21 protein-coding genes and 1 tRNA gene are annotated in these 19,995 nt (G+C 63.1%); 11 read left to right on the top strand and 11 right to left on the bottom strand.

Going from position 1 to position 19,995, the window contains the following annotated elements:
• The first annotated feature begins 67 nt into the window (after positions 1–67).
• Together ACFW0H_RS21200 and ACFW0H_RS21195 are read left to right on the top strand one after the other, a co-directional pair.
• Entirely contained in the window at positions 68–319 is a 252-nt protein-coding gene (locus tag ACFW0H_RS21200) for a sulfurtransferase TusA family protein (RefSeq protein ID WP_422915830.1), read from the top strand.
• Positions 320–355: 36 nt separating this feature from the next.
• Complete coding sequence (locus ACFW0H_RS21195) at positions 356–1,429, top strand: AI-2E family transporter (RefSeq protein WP_422915829.1); 1,074 nt, start codon at positions 356–358, stop codon at positions 1,427–1,429.
• 300 nt (positions 1,430–1,729) lie between these two features.
• Here the strand turns inward: ACFW0H_RS21195 and ACFW0H_RS21190 are convergent, their stop codons facing one another.
• Both ACFW0H_RS21190 and ACFW0H_RS21185 read right to left on the bottom strand, forming a co-directional pair.
• Entirely contained in the window at positions 1,730–2,203 is a 474-nt protein-coding gene (locus ACFW0H_RS21190) for a peroxiredoxin (protein ID WP_422915828.1), read from the bottom strand.
• Positions 2,204–2,216: 13 nt separating this feature from the next.
• Positions 2,217–2,774 carry a glycine cleavage system transcriptional repressor gene (locus ACFW0H_RS21185; RefSeq protein WP_422915827.1) on the bottom strand — a complete coding sequence of 186 codons (558 nt, stop codon included), beginning with the start codon at positions 2,772–2,774 and terminating at the stop codon, positions 2,217–2,219.
• 178 nt (positions 2,775–2,952) lie between these two features.
• On the opposite strand from ACFW0H_RS21185, the gene dapA reads away from it, so the two are divergent.
• The 4 genes from dapA to ACFW0H_RS21165 all read left to right on the top strand — a co-directional run bounded on the left by dapA (position 2,953) and on the right by ACFW0H_RS21165 (position 6,177).
• The gene (gene dapA / locus ACFW0H_RS21180; RefSeq protein WP_422915826.1) at positions 2,953–3,831 is read left to right on the top strand and encodes a 4-hydroxy-tetrahydrodipicolinate synthase; all 879 of its coding nucleotides are present in this window, start codon (positions 2,953–2,955) and stop codon (positions 3,829–3,831) included.
• Positions 3,832–3,849: 18 nt separating this feature from the next.
• Complete coding sequence (gene bamC / locus ACFW0H_RS21175) at positions 3,850–4,968, top strand: outer membrane protein assembly factor BamC (protein WP_422915825.1); 1,119 nt, start codon at positions 3,850–3,852, stop codon at positions 4,966–4,968.
• A gap of 90 nt (positions 4,969–5,058) precedes the next feature.
• On the top strand, positions 5,059–5,928 hold the full coding sequence (locus ACFW0H_RS21170; protein ID WP_422915824.1) for a phosphoribosylaminoimidazolesuccinocarboxamide synthase: 870 nt from the start codon (positions 5,059–5,061) through the stop codon (positions 5,926–5,928).
• Between the two features lie 159 nt (positions 5,929–6,087).
• Positions 6,088–6,177: transfer RNA gene (locus ACFW0H_RS21165), tRNA-Ser, on the top strand.
• 170 nt (positions 6,178–6,347) lie between these two features.
• Here ACFW0H_RS21165 and ACFW0H_RS21160 read toward each other — a convergent pair.
• The 4 genes from ACFW0H_RS21160 to ACFW0H_RS21145 form a co-directional block, all read right to left on the bottom strand.
• Complete coding sequence (locus tag ACFW0H_RS21160) at positions 6,348–7,610, bottom strand: HipA domain-containing protein (protein WP_422915823.1); 1,263 nt, start codon at positions 7,608–7,610, stop codon at positions 6,348–6,350.
• Positions 7,607–7,840, bottom strand: coding sequence for a helix-turn-helix domain-containing protein (locus ACFW0H_RS21155; RefSeq protein ID WP_422915822.1), 234 nt, complete (start codon positions 7,838–7,840; stop codon positions 7,607–7,609). The genes ACFW0H_RS21160 and ACFW0H_RS21155 overlap by 4 nt, the downstream gene beginning before the upstream one ends.
• Before the next feature lie 619 nt (positions 7,841–8,459).
• The gene (locus ACFW0H_RS21150; RefSeq protein ID WP_422915821.1) at positions 8,460–8,882 is read right to left on the bottom strand and encodes a hypothetical protein; all 423 of its coding nucleotides are present in this window, start codon (positions 8,880–8,882) and stop codon (positions 8,460–8,462) included.
• Between the two features lie 810 nt (positions 8,883–9,692).
• Positions 9,693–9,914 carry a GDCCVxC domain-containing (seleno)protein gene (locus ACFW0H_RS21145; RefSeq protein WP_422915820.1) on the bottom strand — a complete coding sequence of 74 codons (222 nt, stop codon included), beginning with the start codon at positions 9,912–9,914 and terminating at the stop codon, positions 9,693–9,695.
• 74 nt (positions 9,915–9,988) lie between these two features.
• Between ACFW0H_RS21145 and ACFW0H_RS21140 the strand changes: the two genes are divergently transcribed.
• Entirely contained in the window at positions 9,989–10,180 is a 192-nt protein-coding gene (locus ACFW0H_RS21140) for a hypothetical protein (protein ID WP_422915819.1), read from the top strand.
• Between the two features lie 872 nt (positions 10,181–11,052).
• On the opposite strand, the gene ACFW0H_RS21135 is transcribed toward ACFW0H_RS21140, so the two are convergent.
• Positions 11,053–11,313 (bottom strand): helix-turn-helix domain-containing protein, encoded by a 261-nt coding sequence (locus ACFW0H_RS21135; protein WP_377695294.1) that lies wholly within the window; start codon positions 11,311–11,313, stop codon positions 11,053–11,055.
• Positions 11,314–11,430: 117 nt separating this feature from the next.
• Here ACFW0H_RS21135 and ACFW0H_RS21130 point away from each other — a divergent pair, with 117 nt between their 5' ends.
• Complete coding sequence (locus ACFW0H_RS21130; protein WP_422915818.1) at positions 11,431–11,814, top strand: HNH endonuclease; 384 nt, start codon at positions 11,431–11,433, stop codon at positions 11,812–11,814.
• A 124-nt stretch (positions 11,815–11,938) separates the two neighbouring features.
• On the opposite strand, the gene ACFW0H_RS21125 is transcribed toward ACFW0H_RS21130, so the two are convergent.
• The 4 genes from ACFW0H_RS21125 to ACFW0H_RS21110 all read right to left on the bottom strand — a co-directional run bounded on the left by ACFW0H_RS21125 (position 11,939) and on the right by ACFW0H_RS21110 (position 14,330).
• On the bottom strand, positions 11,939–12,175 hold the full coding sequence (locus ACFW0H_RS21125; RefSeq protein ID WP_422915817.1) for a type II toxin-antitoxin system ParD family antitoxin: 237 nt from the start codon (positions 12,173–12,175) through the stop codon (positions 11,939–11,941).
• 199 nt (positions 12,176–12,374) lie between these two features.
• The gene (locus tag ACFW0H_RS21120) at positions 12,375–12,761 is read right to left on the bottom strand and encodes a hypothetical protein (RefSeq protein ID WP_422915816.1); all 387 of its coding nucleotides are present in this window, start codon (positions 12,759–12,761) and stop codon (positions 12,375–12,377) included.
• Positions 12,762–13,041: 280 nt separating this feature from the next.
• A complete protein-coding gene (locus ACFW0H_RS21115; protein WP_422915815.1) occupies positions 13,042–13,332 on the bottom strand; it encodes a hypothetical protein in 291 nt (96 codons plus the stop codon).
• Between the two features lie 308 nt (positions 13,333–13,640).
• Positions 13,641–14,330 carry an SOS response-associated peptidase gene (locus ACFW0H_RS21110; RefSeq protein WP_422915814.1) on the bottom strand — a complete coding sequence of 230 codons (690 nt, stop codon included), beginning with the start codon at positions 14,328–14,330 and terminating at the stop codon, positions 13,641–13,643.
• A gap of 273 nt (positions 14,331–14,603) precedes the next feature.
• Here ACFW0H_RS21110 and ACFW0H_RS21105 point away from each other — a divergent pair, with 273 nt between their 5' ends.
• From ACFW0H_RS21105 to imuA, 3 genes are all read left to right on the top strand, one after another.
• Positions 14,604–16,214, top strand: coding sequence for a M28 family metallopeptidase (locus ACFW0H_RS21105; protein WP_422915813.1), 1,611 nt, complete (start codon positions 14,604–14,606; stop codon positions 16,212–16,214).
• Positions 16,215–16,367: 153 nt separating this feature from the next.
• Positions 16,368–19,205 (top strand): AMP-binding protein, encoded by a 2,838-nt coding sequence (locus ACFW0H_RS21100; protein ID WP_422915812.1) that lies wholly within the window; start codon positions 16,368–16,370, stop codon positions 19,203–19,205.
• Positions 19,206–19,380: 175 nt separating this feature from the next.
• A complete protein-coding gene (gene imuA / locus ACFW0H_RS21095; protein WP_422915811.1) occupies positions 19,381–19,995 on the top strand; it encodes a translesion DNA synthesis-associated protein ImuA in 615 nt (204 codons plus the stop codon).

The following is a 19,995-nucleotide window of genomic DNA, read 5'->3' as shown; positions in this document are numbered from 1 at the left end:
TCCGCTCAAGTATTTCTGCGCCGCGACCGTCCGTGTCCCCGCCAGGCGCTTTCCCCGGAGAACCCCCATGACTGACTCCGCGAGTCGAACCGATGTCTTCGACGCCGAGCTGGATGCCAGTGGCCTGAACTGCCCCTTGCCCTTGCTCAAGGCCAAGCTTGAACTCAATCGTCTGCCCAGCGGCGCCGTGCTCAAGGTGATCGCCACTGACGCCGGTTCCCAACGGGACTTTCGTGCCTTCGCGCAGTTGGCTGGGCACCAGTTGCTGCACGAAGAGGTCGAAGACGGCGTGTTCCGCTACTGGCTGCGCAAGGCCTGAGCGGGGCCCACGATTGGGGCCATCAAGGGAATTCTGATGCTCAAGGTGCTTCGCGATTGGGTCCAGCGCTACTTCTCCGATGAAGAAGCCGTGGTGCTGGCCGTGGTCCTGGTTCTCGGCTTCACCGCTGTACTCACCCTCGGCAACATGCTCGCGCCCGTGCTGGCGGGGCTGGTGCTGGCCTTTCTCATGCAAGGGCTGGTCAACTTGCTGGAACGCCTGCGGCTGCCGCAGACCCTCGCGGTGTGGATCGTCTTTACGCTCTTCATCGGTGCCCTGGCGCTGATCCTGGGTGTGCTGCTGCCGCTGCTCTGGCAGCAGCTCAGCACGCTGTTCCAGGAACTTCCGGGGATGCTCGCCGAATGGCAATCGCTGCTGCTGCTCCTGCCCGAGCGTTATCCGCACCTGGTGAACGATGAGCAGGTGCTGCGGGCCATCGAGGTCACGCGCAGCGAGATAGGCAAGTTCGGCCAATGGGCGCTGACCTTCTCGCTGTCCAGCCTGCCGCTGCTGGTCAACATCATGATCTACCTGGTGCTGGTGCCGATCCTGGTGTTCTTCTTCCTCAAGGACCGCGAGCTGATCGGCCGCTGGTTCAGCGGCTACCTGCCCAGCGAGCGCGGCCTGATGACCCAGGTGTGGGACGAGGTGAATATCCAGATCGCCAACTATATCCGCGGCAAGGTGATCGAGATCGTCATCTGTGGCGGCGTCACCTACGTGGCTTTCGTCTGGCTGGGCCTCAACTACGCGGCACTGCTGGCCCTGCTGGTAGGGCTCTCGGTGGTGGTGCCCTACATCGGCACGGTGGTGGTGACGGTACCGGTGGCGCTGATCGCCTTGTTCCAGTGGGGCTGGAGTGACCAGTTCATCTACCTGATGGTGGTCTACACGGTGATCCAGACCCTGGACGGCAACGTGCTGGTGCCGCTGCTGTTCTCCGAGGCGGTGAACCTGCACCCGGTGGCGATCATCTGCGCCGTGCTGCTGTTCGGGGGGCTGTGGGGCTTCTGGGGGGTGTTCTTCGCCATTCCCCTGGCCACCCTGTTCAAGGCTGTGCTCGATGCCTGGCCCCGGGCGGCGCCGCGCAACGGAGCTCTTGGTGGATAGAAAAGCGCTATCCACCCTACTGGCTGTGTGGGGCCTCCCTCCGTGCGGCGTGGCGGTACTGATCGGCGTGTTCTTGAACTTCTGTAGGATGGTGCGGGCGGCGCTCCGCTAGAGCGGAGCGAAACCCATCACCGCGGATCGATGGGTTTCGCAGGCTCGCGGAGCGCCGCCCGACCCATCCACAAGGCTACGATGCCCAATCTCCCCGCCCCAGCCATGTAGGGTGAAAATCCACGAAGTGGAATTCCACCACCCCAATGAAAAAGGCCGCAATCGCGGCCTTTCTCATTCCGGCGGGCTTCAGCCCTTGTTCAGCGCCTGGGCTGCGGCGAGCACCGCGTCCACATGGCCGGGCACCTTCACACCGCGCCATTCCTGGCGCAGTACGCCGGCCTTGTCGATCAGGAAAGTGCTGCGGTCGACGCCCATGTATTCCTTGCCGTAGAGCTTCTTCAGCTTGATCACCTCGAACAGCTGGCAAAGCGCCTCGTCCTTGTCGGAGATCAGCTCGAAGGGGAACTCCTGCTTGCACTTGAAGTTCTCGTGGGACTTCATGCCGTCGCGGGATACGCCGAAAATCAGCGTATCGGCCGCCAGGAAGGCCGCGTGCTGGTCACGGAAGCCCTGGCCCTCGGTGGTGCAGCCGGGCGTGCTGTCCTTCGGGTAGAAGTAGAGCACGACCTGCTTGCCCTTGAGGGCCGACAGGCTGACCTCCTGGCCGCTGGTGGCCTGGGCGGTGAAATCGGCGACGGGTTTGTCCAGGGTAACTGCCATGTCTACTTGCTCCTCAGGGATGCTGCGGGCGCCAGGGTTCGATCAGGGCGTCCAGGTTCAGGGCATCGGCGAAATCCAGAAACTGGTCGCGCAGCCAGCTGATCTGGGTGCCGGCGGGCAGGGTCACGGTGATGGTGGCGTTGAGCATGGTGCTGCCGGTCTGCGGTGCCTGGTAGGTGTCGCAGGTGAGGTTTTCCAGCTCGACGCGGTGATCGATGAAGAACTGGCACAGCTCGTTGAGGATGTCCGGGCGGTACGCCGCGCTGACATAGGCCACATAGGGCAGCGCCTGGGGACGTACCTCAAGGGCGTTGCTGCGGGTCACGTTGGCCGTGAAGCCATGGCGCTTGGACAGCGCCGACATCCCCGATTCCAGACGCGCCAGGCCGTCCCAGCTGCCGGAAATCTGCAGCACCAGGGCGCAGAACTCGCCGTGGCGGGTCAGCCGGCTGCTGACCACGGCGCAGCGGTTTTCCTGGCTGGCGCGGCACAGCACATTGGTCAGCTCCATCGGGTTGCGGCCCAGGGCACTGATCAGGAGGAATTGTTCGCGGGGCGGGGTGGTGGACATGCAGCGTTCCTAAAGCGAGGGGAGGGCGGCCGGGGCCGCGCTGTTCAAACGGGGAAGGTTAGCGAAAACCGTCGCCGGGGGGAATGCCGTAGCCGCCTGACGGCGCTTGCGTTCACCTTGTGCAAGGCCAGAGCCGACAGTACCATTACGGCTCTCTTTTTCCGGCAGGAGCGGTTGCATGATTGCGGGCAGTATGGTGGCACTGGTTACGCCCATGGATGCGCAGGGTCAATTGGACTGGGACAGCCTGGCCAAACTCGTCGACTTCCATCTTCAAGAGGGCACCAACGCCATAGTCGCCGTCGGCACCACGGGCGAGTCCGCGACGCTGGACGTTACCGAGCACGTGGAAGTGATCCGCCGCGTGGTCGACCAGGTCAATGGCCGCATCCCGGTCATCGCCGGTACCGGTGGCAATTCCACTCGCGAATCGGTCGAGCTCACCGCCGCCGCCAAGAATGTCGGCGCCGATGCCTGCCTGCTGGTGACCCCGTACTACAACAAGCCTACCCAGGAAGGCCTGTACCAGCATTTCCGCCACATCGCCGAAAACGTGGCCATCCCGCAGATCCTCTACAACGTCCCGGGCCGCACCGTGTGCGACATGCTCCCGGAAACCGTCGAGCGCCTGTCCAAGATCAGCAACATCATCGGCATCAAGGAAGCCACCGGCGACCTGCAGCGTGGCCAGGAAGTCCTGGACCGCGTGAGCAAGGACTTCCTCGTCTACTCCGGTGACGACGCCACGGCCGTCGAGCTGATGCTGATGGGCGGCAAGGGCAACATCTCCGTGACCGCCAACGTCGCCCCGCGCGCCATGGCCGAGCTCTGCGCCGCCGCCATGCGTGGCGAGGCGGCTGCCGCCCGCGCCATCAACGACAAGCTGATGCCGCTGCACAAGGCACTGTTCATCGAGTCCAACCCGATCCCGGTGAAGTTCGCCCTGCACGAGATGGGTCTGATTCCCGATGGCATCCGCCTGCCGCTGACCTGGCTCAGCCCGCGCTGCCATGAACCGCTGCGTCAAGCAATGCGCCAGTCCGGCCTTCTCGCCTAATCCAAGGAAACATCCCGCATGAAGCGACTGGCCGGACTCTCCGCACTCGCCCTGATCATTTCCAGCACCAGCGGCTGCGGCTGGCTCTGGGGCCAGGAAGGCTACTTCCGCGACCGCGGCAGCGACTACCTGGAAGCACGCCAGACCGCTCCCATGCAGCTCCCCCCGAGTGTCGAGGCCAAGCGTCTCGACCCGCTGCTGCCGGTGCCGGTGAACGTCGCCAGCAGCCGTGCCGAAGGTGAATTCGAGGTACCTCGTCCGCAGGCCTTGCAGGCCAAGGGCGAAGTCAGCGACTACAGCCTGCAGAAGAGCGGCGACTCCCGTTGGGTGGTCGCTCAGCGCGTCCCGGCGGAAGTCTGGCCGGTGGCCCGCCAGTTCTTCGAGGAAGGTGGCTTCCGCATCGCCGATGAGCGCCCGCAGACCGGTGAGTTCAGCACCGACTGGCAGCGCCTCGACCAGCTCTCCGGCCCCCTGGCCCGTCGGCTGGGCAGCCGCGTCAGCGGCGTCGAGCCGGACAGCGAAGTCCGCGCCCGGGTGCGCATCGAGCCGGGCGTACAGCGCAATACCAGCGAAATCTTCGTCACCAGCGTGACCCGTCCGGCGGGCAGCACCGCCGACACCGGTTGGCCGAGCCGTTCCGACAACCCGAGCCTGGAAGCCGCACTGCTGGACGAAATGCTCGCCACCATGGCCCGCAGCGCCGAACAGGGTGGTTCCGTTTCCCTGCTCGCCGCCCGTGACTTCGACGCGCCGAACCGCGTGACCCTGTCCGAAGACGGCAACGGCAACCCCATGCTCAGCCTCGGCGCCGACTTCGACCGCTCCTGGTCCAGCGTCGGTCGCGCCCTGGAAACCGCCGACGTACGCGTCGACGACCTCAACCGCAGCCTGGGCGTCTACTACATCAACCTCGCCGAAGGCGCCCAGAAGAAGGACGAGAAGCCCGGCTTCTTCAGTCGTCTGTGGGGCAGCGACGCCAGCGCGGAAGAGATCGAGGCCCGCGCCGAGCGCTACCAGGTTCGCCTGACCCGCGTCGGCGACAGCGTGCAGGTCACCGTGGAGAAGGACATCAACACCGTGGCCCCGCCCGATGTGGCGCGCCGCGTGCTGACCCTGATCCAGGAAAACCTCGGCTAAGCAGTACGCCGGTTCACGGCGGATCGTGGAAACAACAAGGCGAAACCCCCGGGTTTCGCCTGTTTCGTTTGATAAAGGCGGAAAAACGACATGAGCACACCCTCCACCCTCAGCTTGAAGAAGATCTACTCGGGCAAGGTCCGCGACCTTTACGAAATCGACGACAAGCGCATGCTGATGGTCGCCACCGACCGCCTTTCCGCATTCGACGTGATCCTCGATGAGCCGATCCCGGAGAAGGGCAAGATCCTCACCGCCATCTCCAACTTCTGGTTCGACAAGCTCGCAGGCATCGTTCCCAACCACTTCACCGGTGACAAGGTTGAAGACGTGGTGCCCGCCGCAGAACTGCCGCTGGTGGAAGGTCGCGCCGTAGTGGCCAAGCGCCTGAAACCCGTTGCCGTCGAAGCCATCGTGCGTGGCTACATCGTCGGCTCCGGCTGGAAGGAATACCAGAAGACCGGCACCGTCTGCGGCATCCAGCTGCCGGCCGGCCTGAAGGAAGCCTCCAAGCTGCCGCAGCCCATCTTCACCCCCTCGACCAAGGCCGCCGTTGGCGACCACGACGAGAACATCTCCTTCGCGCAGTGCGAAGCCATCATCGGCAAGGAACTGGCCGCCAAGGTCCGTGACACCGCCATCGCCCTGTACAGCACCGCCGTCGAATACGCCGCCACCCGCGGCATCATCATCGCCGACACCAAGTTCGAATTCGGCATTGACGAAGACGGCACCCTGACCCTGATGGACGAAGTGCTGACCCCCGATTCCAGCCGTTTCTGGCCGGTGGAAAGCTACGTCGAAGGCAAGAACCCGCCGAGCTTCGACAAGCAGTTCGTCCGCGACTGGCTGGAATCCACCGGCTGGAACAAGGAGCCTCCGGCCCCGGCCGTGCCCGCCGAAGTCGCGCAGAAGACCGCCGACAAGTACCGCGAAGCCCTGACCAAGCTGACTTCCTGACCTGCTTTGCCTGAATTCGCCCCTCACCTGTAGGGGCGAATTCATTCGCCAAGGATCGCGAAGCGATCCCCATCGCACCGCAACCATCTGAAACCACGCGAAAAAATCACGCCACGGGCTTCGCCAACGGCCGATGAACTGGTATCATGCGCGCCGTTCGGGAAGATGCCGGAGTGGCCGAACGGGACGGATTCGAAATCCGTTGTGTCAGCAATGGCACCTAGGGTTCAAATCCCTATCTTCCCGCCATATTCAAAAGCCTAAACCCCTGAAATTCTTAGAGTTTCAGGGGTTTTTGCTTTTTGGGCTCGCTCCAGAGTGTCGAAAAAAACAGTGCGGCTTGCTCAGTCGCTTCACTCAGGTAGGCCAGAACCCGGGGGTAACGGGCTTGGTCTTCATTCCTTGGCGTTCCCCGTGAGTCAGGGCGTACGCAGCTTTGCAGCCATGTCTCGCATAACGCCATGAACAATTCGACGCAGCAGGTATCTCTCACCGGCAAGGAAGCGCTCCGGCAGGCTTTGTAGCAGATGATCGGCAGCCTCCAGGGTTGCCTTCACAAGCTCATCCATCAGCTTGGCGGCAATTCTGTTCGGTAATCCGAGGTGGCTGCCCATGAAGAGAACATGCTCCCTGGTTACTTCGGCGTGTGTTCGCATGCCTTCTACCTTCCATACCAGCTCAGCATCCAGCCAGGGGGCCGATTCCTTGTTTGCGGTATATATCGCTGTGCAGAGCAGGTCGTAGTTAGGCGCAAGGTCAACGCCGTCCGATGTGACGTAAAAAGAGAGGTTCTTCAGGTGGGCGTCGTTGTTGCCGACCAGGATGTTGAATACCAGCCAATTGAATAGCTGGATTCGTGCTTCGGCTTTCCGGCGACAGAGACTGACGATGTGCCGAAGTGTCTTCATCGAGGCCTGTTGGTATTTGAACTGGCGATCCAGTCCCAGCAACTGGCAACCGTCCAGGACATGCAGGCGTTTCAGTTGCCCGTCGACTACTTGCCTGTCAAAACGCTCAATCAGATAAACCGGCTCCGGGACGCGGTGAATAGCAACGGGGGCAGCGTTCAGCCTGGCCATTTGGGCGACAGACATAACGAACCATTCATTGGCCACGCTGTTGTCGTACTGGTCTGTTTCCGGGTGGTTCGGCTTGAGGATGTGAGTTGATGGCCGGCTGCCGATTGGCTCGTACAACACGCCGTCCAGGACCACGACAGGCAACTTGTGTTGGGCGCCTGCCAGTGACATTCGCTTGGGTGCTCCGGTGGTCAGCGATACCCGAGGGAGGTTCCTGATGCGCTGGCTGAGCACGTCGTCAGGGAGCGGCTGGAGCCCGCCATCGGGTATTGGTTCAAATCCTGGCAGAAGCGTGATGGCTCCCGCCGATTCAGCACCATAGTAGCCCAGGAGCCCAAAGGCATCTGCAAACTCGATTTTCGCGTCGCTGGCCAGCAACTGGCGGGCCTGCTCTTCTGGTAGCAAGTTGTCGAAGAACCACTGAACAGGGCGTTCCGTAGAGCTATCCACGACCCGCCCTGCAGAGCGGGGAAGGGTGGGTGAGAGGTCGAATGATCGGGGGTTATTCAGCCAGTCAGACGAATACGCGAGCACCCATACACCGTTCTGGTCGATCAGGCTGCCGACATGCTCGTTGTTTATGGTGACTTCCAACTGCCTCATGGCTTCGGCACGTCCAGATAGACCCGAATGCCCAGCTCATCGAGCAGTTGCAGAACACTCCCCAGGGAGACTGTTGGCTTGCCCTTTTCGATATCGCGTAAATGCACGTGGCTTTTACCAATCAGCATTGCCATGTCCTCCTGGCGAATGCGCTGCTTTTTCCGTGCCTCGCGAACGACCTTTCCGAGATCTTCCGGTGTGCGAACGGGGACGTACGAGTGCTGATCCATTTGGGATATCCATTTCGAAGCTATGGTTTCGATTGTAGGAGGGAGCATGGCGCAGTCAAGAAAAATCGAAACTATGGCTTCAGTTTTATGGGGTAGCACTGCTCTTTTTGTGAAAACGAAACTGTGGTTTCTATTTTGGTGTTTAGCAGGGCGCTCCAGGCAGTATCGAAGCTTTGGTTTCGATTGTTGGCTAGCCCTATGAGAGCGACGAGAGTGTCGAAGAAGTGTCGAAATCACAGGCACGAACTGTCGATAATCGACACGGGCGGATGGCTGGAAACCCTGAACTGAGCAGGGTTGCGACGTACTGAGCCAGTCACCGGTATGATTCAAATCCCTATCTTCCCGCCATACATGAAAACCACGAAGCCCCTGATTTCTAAGAAGAAGTCAGGGGCTTTGTGTTTCAGGGCTCCGCGTTCAGGACCAATTTTGGGCCAAATCGCCATTCTGGACGAACGACCGGATGGTTGAGCGGGTCTGGAGCTAGGTTTCCAGCCAGCAAGTCGGGCCGTCGTTTCGAGTTACGGCCGTTTGGGCGAACTCGCCAACCTTGTTGCTAAAGATCGAGAGCTTGGCAAGACCATCCCTGGTGCAATGCCAAGCACTGGCGCAGTGGCTAGGAATGCCGGGCCAAGGGCCTGCCATGACCTTCGAACTTGGGCCTTTCGGGTGGGTCCACATCCGCAGCCCGCGCTTGGTCAATAGCTGCACGTAGGTCTCCACTGTAGTTCTCACCAACGACGCGTTCTACAGGAGGGGCCGCGTAGTGGCCGACTACCTCAATGCTGATGGCGGCGTCATCCATGCCTGCCCGACTTATGAACCGCACGTCCCAGCAATTCACCTGCACCGCATCCAGTCGCACGCCGTCTCTCAGCAGCGCCTCGACCTCGTCCAGCAGACGATCCCTTTGCCGCGCTACGGCCAAGTAGTCCTCTTCCAAGACAACCCACCGCCGGCCCTGGACGTGCGGAAAGTCCATCATCACCTGGTAGCGCGGTAGTTGTTGTAGTTGAAGCGAGTTCATTTCTTTGCGCATGGTCAGCTTCCTCGCCCCGTTGCGAGGCAGACAAAACCAACCCCCTCCGCGGTACACCGTGGAGGTCCCGGCGGCCATGGCTATTCGGAACTGTTCGACATGTTCCTGGCGACCCGCGTCCTAGCTCAACAAGCAGTCTTCTTGTCTTCGCCGCCCATATAAATGATAGATCCGTTATGAATTCGGTTCAGGTGGAAGGCCAGCAGACAGTTCTCTGCCGAGGGCTGCAGCTACGTTCCAACATCTCGTGACAGCCTGGCCATTTCCGGTCATCTGCGACTCCCTCGCCAAATACGCGGAAAAGAGTTTCCGAAAACGGGTAACAGGTGTCCGGGGATTGAGTGGGCCGCCGAGCGGCTCGATGCCCTGAATCCGCCGGAGTACCAGAGCCTGGTGAAGCGCGAACTGGCGCGGATGGGCTGAAATGACGAACCGCGACGATCACTCGGATGCGCCGCGGTTCGGAGAGACAGTGGTCAGTGAGCTGTTGCAGGGGCCCCAGACAGTTGTCTGATGATTCCAGCAGTGGAACTTCGCTGATCGCTGCCTCTCACCTACTTTGATCGCCGTCACGGCGGAATCGTTCAAGGCCGTTTGTCAGGGTTGGATCATGCAGCGGCGAGCGGCGCGATCAGGCCGGGGTAATCGTTCCGCGCGTTGCCCACGGCTCGCCCTCGTTTACCCGCTCGTACCAGCCATCGATGGGGCAGAGCGCCCGGTGGCCCGTCTCACGCTCTACGCCAGCGTAATCACGTCTGTATTTGGCCAATTCCTTCGGGCGAAGTCTCAGCATTCGGGAAGAGTCCTATGCTAAGCCTTACTTTGGCAGCAGCCGCGTTGCTGCTGAATAGGCGGGCAGGGTACGGAGCCGAACGAACAGAACACGCAGCAGTCCCCCGGCTTGGGCCGCAGCAGGGCCTTGCAATGGCTGCACTCGTAGAAAAACTGGCAGGCGTCCGTGGGCATGGTTTCCTGCTGGGCATGGCCACAATGTGGGCACGTCAGCACAGACTCAAGAACAATGGAACTCATCGTGGCTCTCTCCTTCCGCTGGAATACCATCCGATAGGGTACGCTGGCAGCGATGGACCGCTACAGGATCAGGGATGAAAAGGGAATTTGTACTGGCAGGGATCAGCGCCGCCATCTGGTTGATGCACATGGGTTTGATTGTTGCCGTCAGCTACACCGGCGATGCAGACGATGAAAAAAGCCTGAAACGGGTGAATGCCCTTGTGCTTGCAACTGTTTCCGCTACCGGTTGCTTCGCCTTGTATCTGGCGATGACGCTCCCATAGCTTCCTCCAAATAGAAAAGCCACCGCGTTTACATATACCCAAGGGGAAGGGCTGGCGATGGCTTTTCTGTCCTCTTACGGGACACATTCAGCATACGCCCGGCGTACGCAGGTAGATGTGAGGCTGACAAATGGCGGGGGTGTTTCAACTTCGGCCAACCCCTGCCGCCCCGCTAGAAAAAACGACCACTTTCTTAACGCCAATTCCAATCAAGCGCTGCGTGATTGCAAGCGCCCAGCCGCGACGTTCAGTGCGGCGCAATACGTCGGGACTGCGGTGGCGATATCTCCCTCGAGCGATCAACGACTCTTGCCACACTGGAAGCACTGAGCCATCACAACATGGGGCAGGTCTTTGGATAACTTTTGGGGTTACCTGTTAGGGCTCCTGCCAGCATTGGCCTGTGCCATTCACTTCTGGGTCGATCACAGGAAGGCCACGGGCAAGCACGTGTGGCAGTTGCTCACTCTGAGCTCGCCGGCGCGAGTCACCCCTCTCCTCTTCAGGGGTGAAGAGGCACGCTTTCGGGTAGGAAAAGGGGACAGATTTATTTGATTACTCTAGTCCCCTTTTTCATGTCCCCTTTTTCTAATAAGGGTGAAATTGCGCCAGCGGCTTCTCCTTCAGCCTTGAGGCAGAGCCCTAAAGAAGTGTCGAAGAAGTGTCGAAATCACAGGCACGAACTGTCGAAAATCGGCACGGGGGGATGGCCGGAAACCCTGAATTGAGCAGGGCTGCGACGTACTGAGCCAGCCACCGGTACGATTCAAATCCTTATCGTCCCACCATATCGAGAAAAGCCCCGCAGACCTTGGTCTGCGGGGCTTTTTGCTTTGGGGACGCTACCGAGCCCCAGGCGTATCTTCCCGCCATCACCTGTCCTGCTCGGAGCCTGCCAGAAGGCTCTCGTAGGTGCGTACGAAGGTTGGGAGATCAGTTCCCAGCACAGCGCACAGATCGCGTATCTGGACGAGATCCAGCCTGCGTGAACCATTCTCCACATCGCTCATGAATGACTGCGGCCGGCCCAGGGCCTCCGAGCATTGGCTCTGCGTCATTCCAGCATTGGCGCGCATTTGCCTGATCAACTGCGTGAGCGTTTCGTACTCCGGGCGATAGATGCCTTTCACCATGTCCGCTGCTCCTTCAGAAACAGCTGACCGTAAATCCGGTTTTGGGATATCTGAAGTTGGGATAATTTGCCAATACACCCACGGAGGAGGTTTGGCGAGGCTGCCAAGGACCTAACCATGTCCCGCGCGCTTATCCGGCATCGATTCAATGCGTACATCAACCAGTCTGGTCGTTGCTTCTACTGCGGAGTCGCCATGTGGCTGAAAGGAATGGAAGGTTTTGCCCACAAGCACCACATGTCGCTGAGGCAGGCGTGGCGCTTCAAGTGCACGGCCGAGCATCTGGTGGCTCGCTGTGATGGAGGTGGGGATGAGCCGGAGAACATCGTGGCCGCTTGTTCCTACTGCAACTGCAAGCGCCACGATCGCAAACAGTCCATGTCGTCGGATCACTACCGGCGCTATGTCCTGGGCCGGTTGCAGAGCCGGCGTTGGCACCAGGATTGGGTCTACCGGTGTGCGGGAGACCTGTTGCCTGCATCTTCGACAAGTGTGCTGTAGCAGGTCCACAAGCAGGTGCCGGATACCGCGCCAGCGTTTCTGCTACTGCGGCCGGCCAGGAGGTGGCTGACACTGTCCTCGATATCCCGATTGGCCAGGGCGCGGGGAATTACGGGCTAGACAATCATGCCCTGGCGTTCCGTACCCGGTTGCGCAGCGCGTCGAAGTAGTTGTCATCGGCCGGGGCGGCGGGGGTGGAGGCGACACCTTCCAGAAGCAGGTTACGCAGGCGCTGGCGGTCCTGGTCCTTGCGGATCAGCTCGCGCACATACTCGCTACTGGTGCCGTAGCCTCGTTGTCTGACCTGCTCATCGACAAAGCTTTTCAGGGAGTCGGGCAGGGAAATGTTCATGGTGCTCATGGGGGCCCGCCTTTTGGCAAAACTTGCCACGCCATGTTAGCAGCGGGTGCCCGGGCCAGGTGCCAAGCAGATGTCGAAGCTACTCATGAAAACGCCCCGCAGACCCAACTCTGCGGGGCGTTTGCTTTCTAGATGGGCTCACAGGGGCGTCGACAAGCACTTGCTCAAGACCGTCCCTCGCTCGACAGGCGCCGAAGTCTTATGCCCTGGAACACATCACTGCCGCATTGATCAGCCTTCCCTTGTCCTGCCAGGCATTTCGCTGATAGACGGAGAAATGGTTCTGGCCTGGGGCGTTGGAGAGTTCCACCAGCCCTGACGCCTTGGCGGGATCGGTGCTGCCCACGAAGAAGAGGGTCTTGCCGTTCTCCTCCTGGGTGAAGGTGGCGGCGTCGTGCCGGATGCCACCCTTCACGCAGTTCACGTATTCCGTATCGGCTCGGCTCGTGATGCCGGACGTACCGTCGCGGCTGGCCCTGATGTCGGGGTTCTGCGCACAGCCTGTTGCGATCAGCAGGGAGGAAAGAAGCAGGACCTTGCCGCTACGAAAGAATGCTGAAGAGTTGCCAGGGGAGGTGTTTTTCATGGTTGTTGCTCCAGGCAGGTGCGTTTGGCTGAATCGGCGTGATGTTGCCGGTTAGCCGGTCGAGGCAGGGCGCCTGGGAGCGGAGGCCGTCGACGGATTGGGGCGAGAATCCTCCCCCGTGTAGCCGCTGCCTGTGCGGAGTAAGTGTATTCGCCTTTTTTCGTGCTGGATTGAAAGGGCAAGGCGCGAGTCGTGAAATGCGAAGGATTGGCGCAGTCATTCGGGCTCGAAAAAGGGCTACCCGATAGCCGTCCCCACTCCTCCGTTTGTGCTCAGGCCCTCAGAAGTAGAGGTAGAGCGCCGCCGCCGCAACGGAAAGGCAAAGGACCAGCAGTACGGCCAGGGATACGGGGGGAGGTGACGTGCGGTTGCGTCCTTCCAGGAGTTCCTGTGCCGGCGGCTGGATGCAGGGGGACGGGGGCCGTTGCTTGGCCGAGCGGTTGATGGGCTCGATCGAAGTGCCGTCCTGGGCGTCGCCGGGAGGCGCCGTGGTGCGCTCCGGGCGCTTGCGCGTCCTGCCTTCTGGTTTCGGGTGTGCCTGCTGGAGCCAATCGCGGTCTTCCAGTCCCATACCGACCTCCCTGTCTGTCATTGGGTGCTGCATTGAACAACGATAGCCTGGGGATGCCGCAAATCACGTCGCCTGTGCCCAAGCCGTCGATCCGCTGCCGATGGAGCCCCCGAAGATCTGGGGTTTTCCAGGTTCTGTTCACTGTCCATCCATGGTCTCCATCAGGCTGAGCTTTACCTGATGACCGCATCCACAGGCACCAGGCACTTCATTGTGTCGCTGTACTGTAGGTCATTGCTGATGAGCATCAAGTCGATTTCGCGACCGGCATCGACCGAAACCCTGCCGAGTCGCGTTTTTTCGGGCGATTAGGCAATCGCCTCTATCAGCCTTTCATCATCGTTCTGCACGCTGTTCACCCGCGTGGAAACCGCGTGTCCGGTGAAGTCATCACGCGCCTGGGCGATGGCCTGCTGCAGCTGTTCGGCCGGTGTTCCGGGGGCCAGCCACAGCGCGAACTGCTCTGGCGGCAATACCACCGGCATGCGCCCGTGGATGGCCTGTATGGCGGGGGCGGCTTCCCGGGTGAGCAGGGCGCAGGAGGTGATTGCCTGCCCATCGGGCCCGGTCCAGGTGGCCCACATGCCGGCAATCCCCAGTACCGTGTCTTGCGGGCTGTAGAGGTAGTAGGGCTGGTGGACCAGGCGACCGCTGGCGTTGCGCACTTCCTGGTGCGGGTTCCACTCGTACCAGCCCTGGGCGGGCATCAGGCAGCGCTGGGTGCGCAGGCTCTGGCGCCACATGGGCTTGTTGGCGGCTTCTTCGCTGCGGGCAAAGAAGGACATGGCCGGTGGCTTGATGTCCTTCCACCAGAACGGGATCAGGCCCCAGCGGGCGGGGACCAGTTCGAGCTGGCCGTCGTCGTCCAGGCGCAACATCGGCACGCTGCTGGTGGGGGCCACATTGAAGCGCTGGATCCAGCGCCCCGAGTCGCGGGCGCCGATGTGCCAGTACGCTTCGATGGCGCGTTCGGAGGGGCTGACGTAGCGGCCGCACATGGCGTGCTCCTGAGTCGGGGAGTGGTATCAGCATAGGACCTGCGCGGGAGGCCGCCGGCTCCGCTGGTGGCAGCACTGATGGCCAGTTGCCTTGTTCATCTCCGGCGAATTGACGCGAAAAGGCGACAAGCTGCACGTTTTTTACAAGGAATTGGAAGAACTGAACGACCTGCGCCAGTCTGTTCTTCCAGGCCTGCCCCAGAGGAAGCCGTACAGGACAGTGGCGCAATGCCATGGCAGGCCGCCTACAACCACTTCAAAAGGATTGAAGTCATGACCCGCAAGAACAACGTCAGACGTGTTGTTGGTTCCCTGGTTCTCGCCGCTTCAACTTCCACCCTTGCCGCACCGGCGCCCGAAGGCGATGCCTTCGGCGAATTCTGGAGCCCAGGCAAGCCCAACCCTGGTATCTGCAAGTCGCCTGTGCTGGTCGGCACGCCGCTGGGCCTGCCGCGCTGCCTCGAGGCGAGCAATGTGATGACCCGCCTGCAAGAGTTGCAGGATATCGCCACCCTCAACGACGGCAATCGCGCCGCCGGGCTAGCGGGCTACCAGGCCTCGATCGACTACGTGAAACAGACCCTGGAGCGTGCCGGCTACCAGGTGCAGGTGCAGCCGTTCCCCTTCACCGCCTTTTTCCCGAAGGGGCCGGGCACCTTGCAGGCATTGGCGCCGCAGCCGGCCGGCTATGTCTGGGAGGAGGACTTCAACTACCTGTCGCAGACCGACCCGGGTGATGTCAGCGCGCCGGTGGTGGCGGTGGACCTCTCCCTCGGCGCCGGCAATACCTCGACCAGCGGCTGCGAGGCGGAAGACTTCGCCGGCTTCCCCAGCGGCGCCATCGCCCTGATCCAGCGGGGCGGCTGCACCTTCGAAGTGAAGGCGGAGAACGCCGCGGCAGCCGGTGCGGCGGGGGCGATCATCTTCAACCAGGGCAACACCGAGGAGCGCAAGGGCCTGGAGAACGTCACCCTGGGCGACACCTATGAGGGCGGGATCCCGGTGCTTTTCGCCACCTATGACAACGGCGTGGCCTGGTCGCAGACCGCCGGCCTGCAGCTGCGCATGGTGGCGGACGTGATCCGCGACAAGACCGAGACCTTCAACCTGGTGGCCGAGACCCCGCGCGGCAACCCGGACAACGTGGTCATGGCCGGCGCCCACCTGGACTCGGTGTTCGAGGGCCCCGGCATCAATGACAACGGCTCGGGCAGCGCGGCCCTGCTGGAGATGGCGGTGCTGCTGCGCAAGGCGCATCCGCAGAACAAGGTGCGTTTCGCCTGGTGGGGGGCCGAGGAATCCGGGCTGGTGGGTTCGACCTTCTACGTCAACAGCCTGAGCGATGAGGCGCGGCAGAAGATCAAGGCGTACCTGAACTTCGACATGATCGGTTCGCCGAACTTCGCCAACTTCATCTATGACGGCGACGGCTCCTCCTTCGGCCTGCAGGGCCCGCCCGGCTCGGCCGCCATCGAGCGCCTGTTCGAGGCCTACTTCAACCTGCGTGGCGAACCCTTCGAGGGGACCCAGATCGATTTCCGCTCCGACTATGCGCAGTTCTTCGAGGTGGGCATCCCCTTCGGTGGCCTGTTCACCGGGGCCGAGGACATCAAGAGCGAGGCGCAGGCGCAGACGTTTGGCGGCGCCGCCGGCCAGGCCTTCGACCCCTGCTACCACCAGGGTTGCGACGGCATCGGCAACATCGATCTGAATGCCCTGGAGATCAACGGGGACGCCATGGCCTTCGCCACCAGCTGGCTGTCGCAGTCGACGAAGGTCATCGACGACGAGATCGCCGCCGCCCAGCAAACCCAGGGGATCACCACCCTGCGCAAGCAGTCGGTGCGCCAGGCCGAGCGCTGGGGTAATCATTTCATCCAATAACGCCTGAACCCCTCTGCGCCGGGTGACCGGCGCAGAGCCCGGGCCGGCGCCGGATACGCGCCGAAACGAAGCTTCACGGGCCCATGGCCGCGCAAAGGCCGGCAGGGGCGCATACTGGACAGTGGCGAAGACCTTTAGTCATGAGGACCGCCCATGTCTCGTCCGCCTGCGGAAACCGGCAATGTTCCCGCCCATGACGGGGACGCGGACAAGCTGCTGGAGATCGTCCAGCGCACAGTGACCGAACTACGCCCCCAGGCTGCTCAAGGTTTGCGGGTCACCTTGCACAGCGTGCTGGACCGCGACCTCGGGGTGGACAGCCTGACCCGGGTCGAACTCTGGTCGCGCATCGAGCACGAGTTCGGTGTTCGTTTGCCGCAGGAGCTGTTCGCCTCGGCAAGCACCCCTGAAGACGTGCTGCATGTGCTGCAGCACCGCCAGGCTACCCAGTCGCGTCTTCCGCGCCATACCAACCATTCCGGCGAGCCCGCGACGGGCGAACACCAGACGCCGGATGCCGCACCAACCCTGATCGAGGTGCTGGACTGGCATGTGCGGCGGCACCCCGGGAAAACCCACGTGCGCCTGCTGGGGGATGACGAGCAGCCGGAAGACATCAGCTACGACGCCTTGCAGCAGGGCGCCCTGGCCGTCGCGGCTGGCCTGCAGCGTGGTGGCCTGCTCGCCGGGCAGGCGGTGGCGCTGATGCTGCCCACCGGGCGTGACTTTCTCCTGGGCTTTTTCGGCATCCTGCTCGCGGGCGGCATACCGGTGCCCATCTACCCGCCGCTGCGCCTGTCGCAGATCGAGGACCACCTGCAGCGCCAGGCCGGCATCCTGCGCAACGCCGAGGCCAGGGTGCTGATCACCGTCACCGAGGCGAGGCTGCTGGCCCAGCTGCTCCGCCCCCTGGTACCGAGCCTGGCGCGCATCGCCAGTGTTGCCGAGCTGGGCGGCGAAGGGCGCGAATACGCAGCGCCCGTGCGGCAGCCGGACGATATCGCCTTCCTGCAGTACACCTCGGGCAGCACCGGCCAGCCCAAGGGGGTGATGGTGAGCCACGCCAACCTGCTGGCCAACCTGCGTGCCATGGGGACGGCGCTGCAGGTGGGGCCGGGCGACCTGTTCGTCAGTTGGCTGCCCATGTACCACGACATGGGGCTGATCGGCGCCTGGCTGGGCAGCCTGTACTACGGATTCAACCTGGTGCTGATGTCGCCCCTGGCCTTCCTGTCCAGGCCGGCGCGCTGGCTGTGGGCCATCGACCGCTTCCACGGCACGCTGTCGGCGGCGCCCAACTTCGCCTACGAGCTGTGCCTGAACAAGCTCGCCGACAGCGATCTTGAAGGCCTCGACCTGAGCAGCTGGCGCCTGGCCCTCAACGGCGCCGAGCCGGTCAGCCCGGCCACCTTGCAGCGCTTCGCCGAGCGTTTCGCGCGCTATGGCCTGGCTTCCACCGCGCTGATGCCGGTCTTCGGCCTGGCCGAGGGCACCCTGGGCGTATCCTTCCCGCCCCTGGGCCGGGGTCCGCTGGTCGACCGGGTGCAGCGCGAGGCTTTCCAGCTCCGTGGCCAGGCTCTTGCGCCGGCGGCCGAAGACAGCGCCACCCTCCGCTTCGTCTCCTGCGGGCGCCCCCTGCCGGGACACCAGATCCGCATCGTCGACGACCACCGTGTCGAGCTCCCCGAACGCCGGGAAGGCCACCTGCAATTCAGCGGGCCCTCGACCACTTCGGGCTATTACCGCGCCCCGGAGGAAACCGCGCGGGTCCTGCGCGACGGCTGGATGGACTCCCTCGACCTCGCCTACATGGCCGATGGCGAGGTCTATCTCACCGGCCGCGCCAAGGACCTGATCATCCGCGCCGGGCGCAATATCTACCCCTACGATGTCGAGACGGCGGTGGGCAACCTGCCGGGCCTGCGCAAGGGCTGTGTCGCGGTATTCGGCAGCCGTGACGCGGCCAGCGGAACCGACCGCCTGGTGGTGATGGCGGAAGCCCAGGAGCAGGAGGAGGGGGCGCTGCAACGCCTGCGCCAGGAGGTCAACCGCATCCTCGTCGACCTGGCCGGCGTGCCGCCCGACGACATCGTCCTGGTCCCAGCCCATAGCGTGCTGAAGACCTCGAGCGGCAAGATCCGCCGGGCCGCCTGCCGCGAACTGTACGAGCGCGGCGAAGCCGGGCGGCCGCGCCTCGCGCCGTGGCGTCAGGTGTTGCGCCTGCTGCTGCAGGCCATGCGCGGGCATCTCGGCCGTGGTTGGCAGGCTTTTCGCGCCCTGTCCTATGCGGTCTATATCTGGTTGCTGTTCTGGCTGGTCACGCCGCTGACCTGGCTGGGCGTTGCGATCCTGCCGCACCGGAGCGGGTGCCGCGCCTTCGTCCATTGGGCGGCGCGGCTGTTCATCCGCCTGGCCGGGGTGCCGTTCAGCGTCGAAGGGCTGGAACACCTGCCGAGGAACGGGGCCAGCGTGCTGGCCGCCAACCATGCCAGCTATCTCGATGGGGTCATTCTCTGCGCCGCGCTGCCGCCGCGGTTCGGTTTCGTCGCCAAGCGTGAACTGGCGGGCCAGTGGATCCCCAGCCTGTTCCTGCGCAAGCTCGGGGCCTTTTTCGTCGAGCGCTTCGACCTGCAACGCAGTGTGGCCGACAGCGAGACCCTGGAGCGGGCGTTGCGCGCTGGCCAGTCGTTGCTGTTCTTCCCGGAGGGCACCTTCACCCGTGAGCCGGGCTTGCGGGCCTTCCACATGGGCGCCTTCGTGCTGGCCGCCAATACCGCGGTTCCCTTGTTGCCGGTGGCGATCCGCGGCACCCGCACGGTGCTGCGCGACGGCCAGTGGTTCCCGCTGCGTGGGGCGATCCATGTCAGTGTGTGCGCGCCGCTGCGGGCGGAGGGGCCGGGCTGGCCGGAGTCGATCCGCTTACGTGATGCGACGCGGGCCGTGCTGCTGGAACGCCTGGATGAGTCGGAACGCAGCCTGAGCTTCAGTTGATGGCGCTTGCCGGGACTGCCTTCCGTCTTCCCGGATTGACGCGGAGCAGGTAGCGCGATTTACTGTATATAAATACAGTATTCGTAGGATTTCCCCTGATGGCCTTGGTGATTGTTCCTGGCCCTTTCGGCAGCCCTTTCCCGGGGCTGCCGTTTTTCTCTTCCGGGCAGCGCTGATGGGCGCTGTCGTTGCCCTCGACACCCTGCTCAACGAACGGCGGGTGTGGAAGGGCCAGCCCGGCGCGCAGCCGGCCGGCAGCGACCAGCCCACCGGCCTCGTCGCCCTGGACAGGGTCCTTCCCGGCGGTGGCTGGCCTGAAGCCGCCCTCAGCGAAATCCTTGTCCCGGCTACGGGGCTCGGCGAGTTGCGCCTGCTCTGGCCCACCCTGGCGCGGCTGACCGCCAGCGCCGAGCGCGTGGTGCTGGTGGCGCCGCCCCATATTCCCTATCCCCAGGCCTGGCAGGCCGCCGGCGTCGATCTGCGCTGGCTGGCGCTGGTGGAAGCCAGCGGCCGTGACGCGCTCTGGGCCGCCGAGCAATGCCTGCGTTCCGGCAGTTGCGGCGCGGTGCTCTGCTGGCCGCAGCAGGCCGACGACCGCGCCTTGCGCCGTTTGCAGGTGGCCGCGGAAACCGGCCAGACCCTGGCCTTCGCCTATCGCCCCCTGGATGCCGCCTTCAATCCCTCGCCAGCGGCCCTGCGCATCGCCGTCGACGGGCTGCCGGCGCAGTTGCGGGTGCTCAAGTGCCGGGGTGGCCTGCCACCGGCCAATCCCATCGCCCTGGTCCGGTGA

The sequence above is a fragment of the Metapseudomonas cellulosilytica genome (genome assembly GCF_049334135.1).
Lineage (GTDB): Bacteria > Pseudomonadota > Gammaproteobacteria > Pseudomonadales > Pseudomonadaceae > Metapseudomonas.
This window is presented reverse-complemented; position numbering and strand designations above follow the sequence as displayed.

Excerpts from the sequence above, each read along its gene's own strand:
- imuA (WP_422915811.1), top strand. The coding sequence starts at position 19,381 with ATGGGCGCTGTCGTTGCCCTCGACACCCTGCTCAACGAACGGCGGGTG.
- ACFW0H_RS21120 (WP_422915816.1), bottom strand. The coding sequence starts at position 12,761 with ATGAAAAACACCTCCCCTGGCAACTCTTCAGCATTCTTTCGTAGCGGC.
- ACFW0H_RS21190 (WP_422915828.1), bottom strand. The coding sequence starts at position 2,203 with ATGGCAGTTACCCTGGACAAACCCGTCGCCGATTTCACCGCCCAGGCC.
- ACFW0H_RS21140 (WP_422915819.1), top strand. The coding sequence starts at position 9,989 with ATGAAAAGGGAATTTGTACTGGCAGGGATCAGCGCCGCCATCTGGTTG.
- ACFW0H_RS21125 (WP_422915817.1), bottom strand. The coding sequence starts at position 12,175 with ATGAGCACCATGAACATTTCCCTGCCCGACTCCCTGAAAAGCTTTGTC.
- ACFW0H_RS21130 (WP_422915818.1), top strand. The coding sequence starts at position 11,431 with ATGTCCCGCGCGCTTATCCGGCATCGATTCAATGCGTACATCAACCAG.
- ACFW0H_RS21145 (WP_422915820.1), bottom strand. The coding sequence starts at position 9,914 with ATGAGTTCCATTGTTCTTGAGTCTGTGCTGACGTGCCCACATTGTGGC.
- ACFW0H_RS21100 (WP_422915812.1), top strand. The coding sequence starts at position 16,368 with ATGTCTCGTCCGCCTGCGGAAACCGGCAATGTTCCCGCCCATGACGGG.
- ACFW0H_RS21195 (WP_422915829.1), top strand. The coding sequence starts at position 356 with ATGCTCAAGGTGCTTCGCGATTGGGTCCAGCGCTACTTCTCCGATGAA.
- bamC (WP_422915825.1), top strand. The coding sequence starts at position 3,850 with ATGAAGCGACTGGCCGGACTCTCCGCACTCGCCCTGATCATTTCCAGC.
- ACFW0H_RS21150 (WP_422915821.1), bottom strand. The coding sequence starts at position 8,882 with ATGCGCAAAGAAATGAACTCGCTTCAACTACAACAACTACCGCGCTAC.
- ACFW0H_RS21160 (WP_422915823.1), bottom strand. The coding sequence starts at position 7,610 with ATGAGGCAGTTGGAAGTCACCATAAACAACGAGCATGTCGGCAGCCTG.
- ACFW0H_RS21105 (WP_422915813.1), top strand. The coding sequence starts at position 14,604 with ATGACCCGCAAGAACAACGTCAGACGTGTTGTTGGTTCCCTGGTTCTC.
- ACFW0H_RS21135 (WP_377695294.1), bottom strand. The coding sequence starts at position 11,313 with ATGGTGAAAGGCATCTATCGCCCGGAGTACGAAACGCTCACGCAGTTG.
- ACFW0H_RS21185 (WP_422915827.1), bottom strand. The coding sequence starts at position 2,774 with ATGTCCACCACCCCGCCCCGCGAACAATTCCTCCTGATCAGTGCCCTG.
- ACFW0H_RS21115 (WP_422915815.1), bottom strand. The coding sequence starts at position 13,332 with ATGGGACTGGAAGACCGCGATTGGCTCCAGCAGGCACACCCGAAACCA.
- dapA (WP_422915826.1), top strand. The coding sequence starts at position 2,953 with ATGATTGCGGGCAGTATGGTGGCACTGGTTACGCCCATGGATGCGCAG.
- ACFW0H_RS21110 (WP_422915814.1), bottom strand. The coding sequence starts at position 14,330 with ATGTGCGGCCGCTACGTCAGCCCCTCCGAACGCGCCATCGAAGCGTAC.
- ACFW0H_RS21170 (WP_422915824.1), top strand. The coding sequence starts at position 5,059 with ATGAGCACACCCTCCACCCTCAGCTTGAAGAAGATCTACTCGGGCAAG.
- ACFW0H_RS21155 (WP_422915822.1), bottom strand. The coding sequence starts at position 7,840 with ATGGATCAGCACTCGTACGTCCCCGTTCGCACACCGGAAGATCTCGGA.
- ACFW0H_RS21200 (WP_422915830.1), top strand. The coding sequence starts at position 68 with ATGACTGACTCCGCGAGTCGAACCGATGTCTTCGACGCCGAGCTGGAT.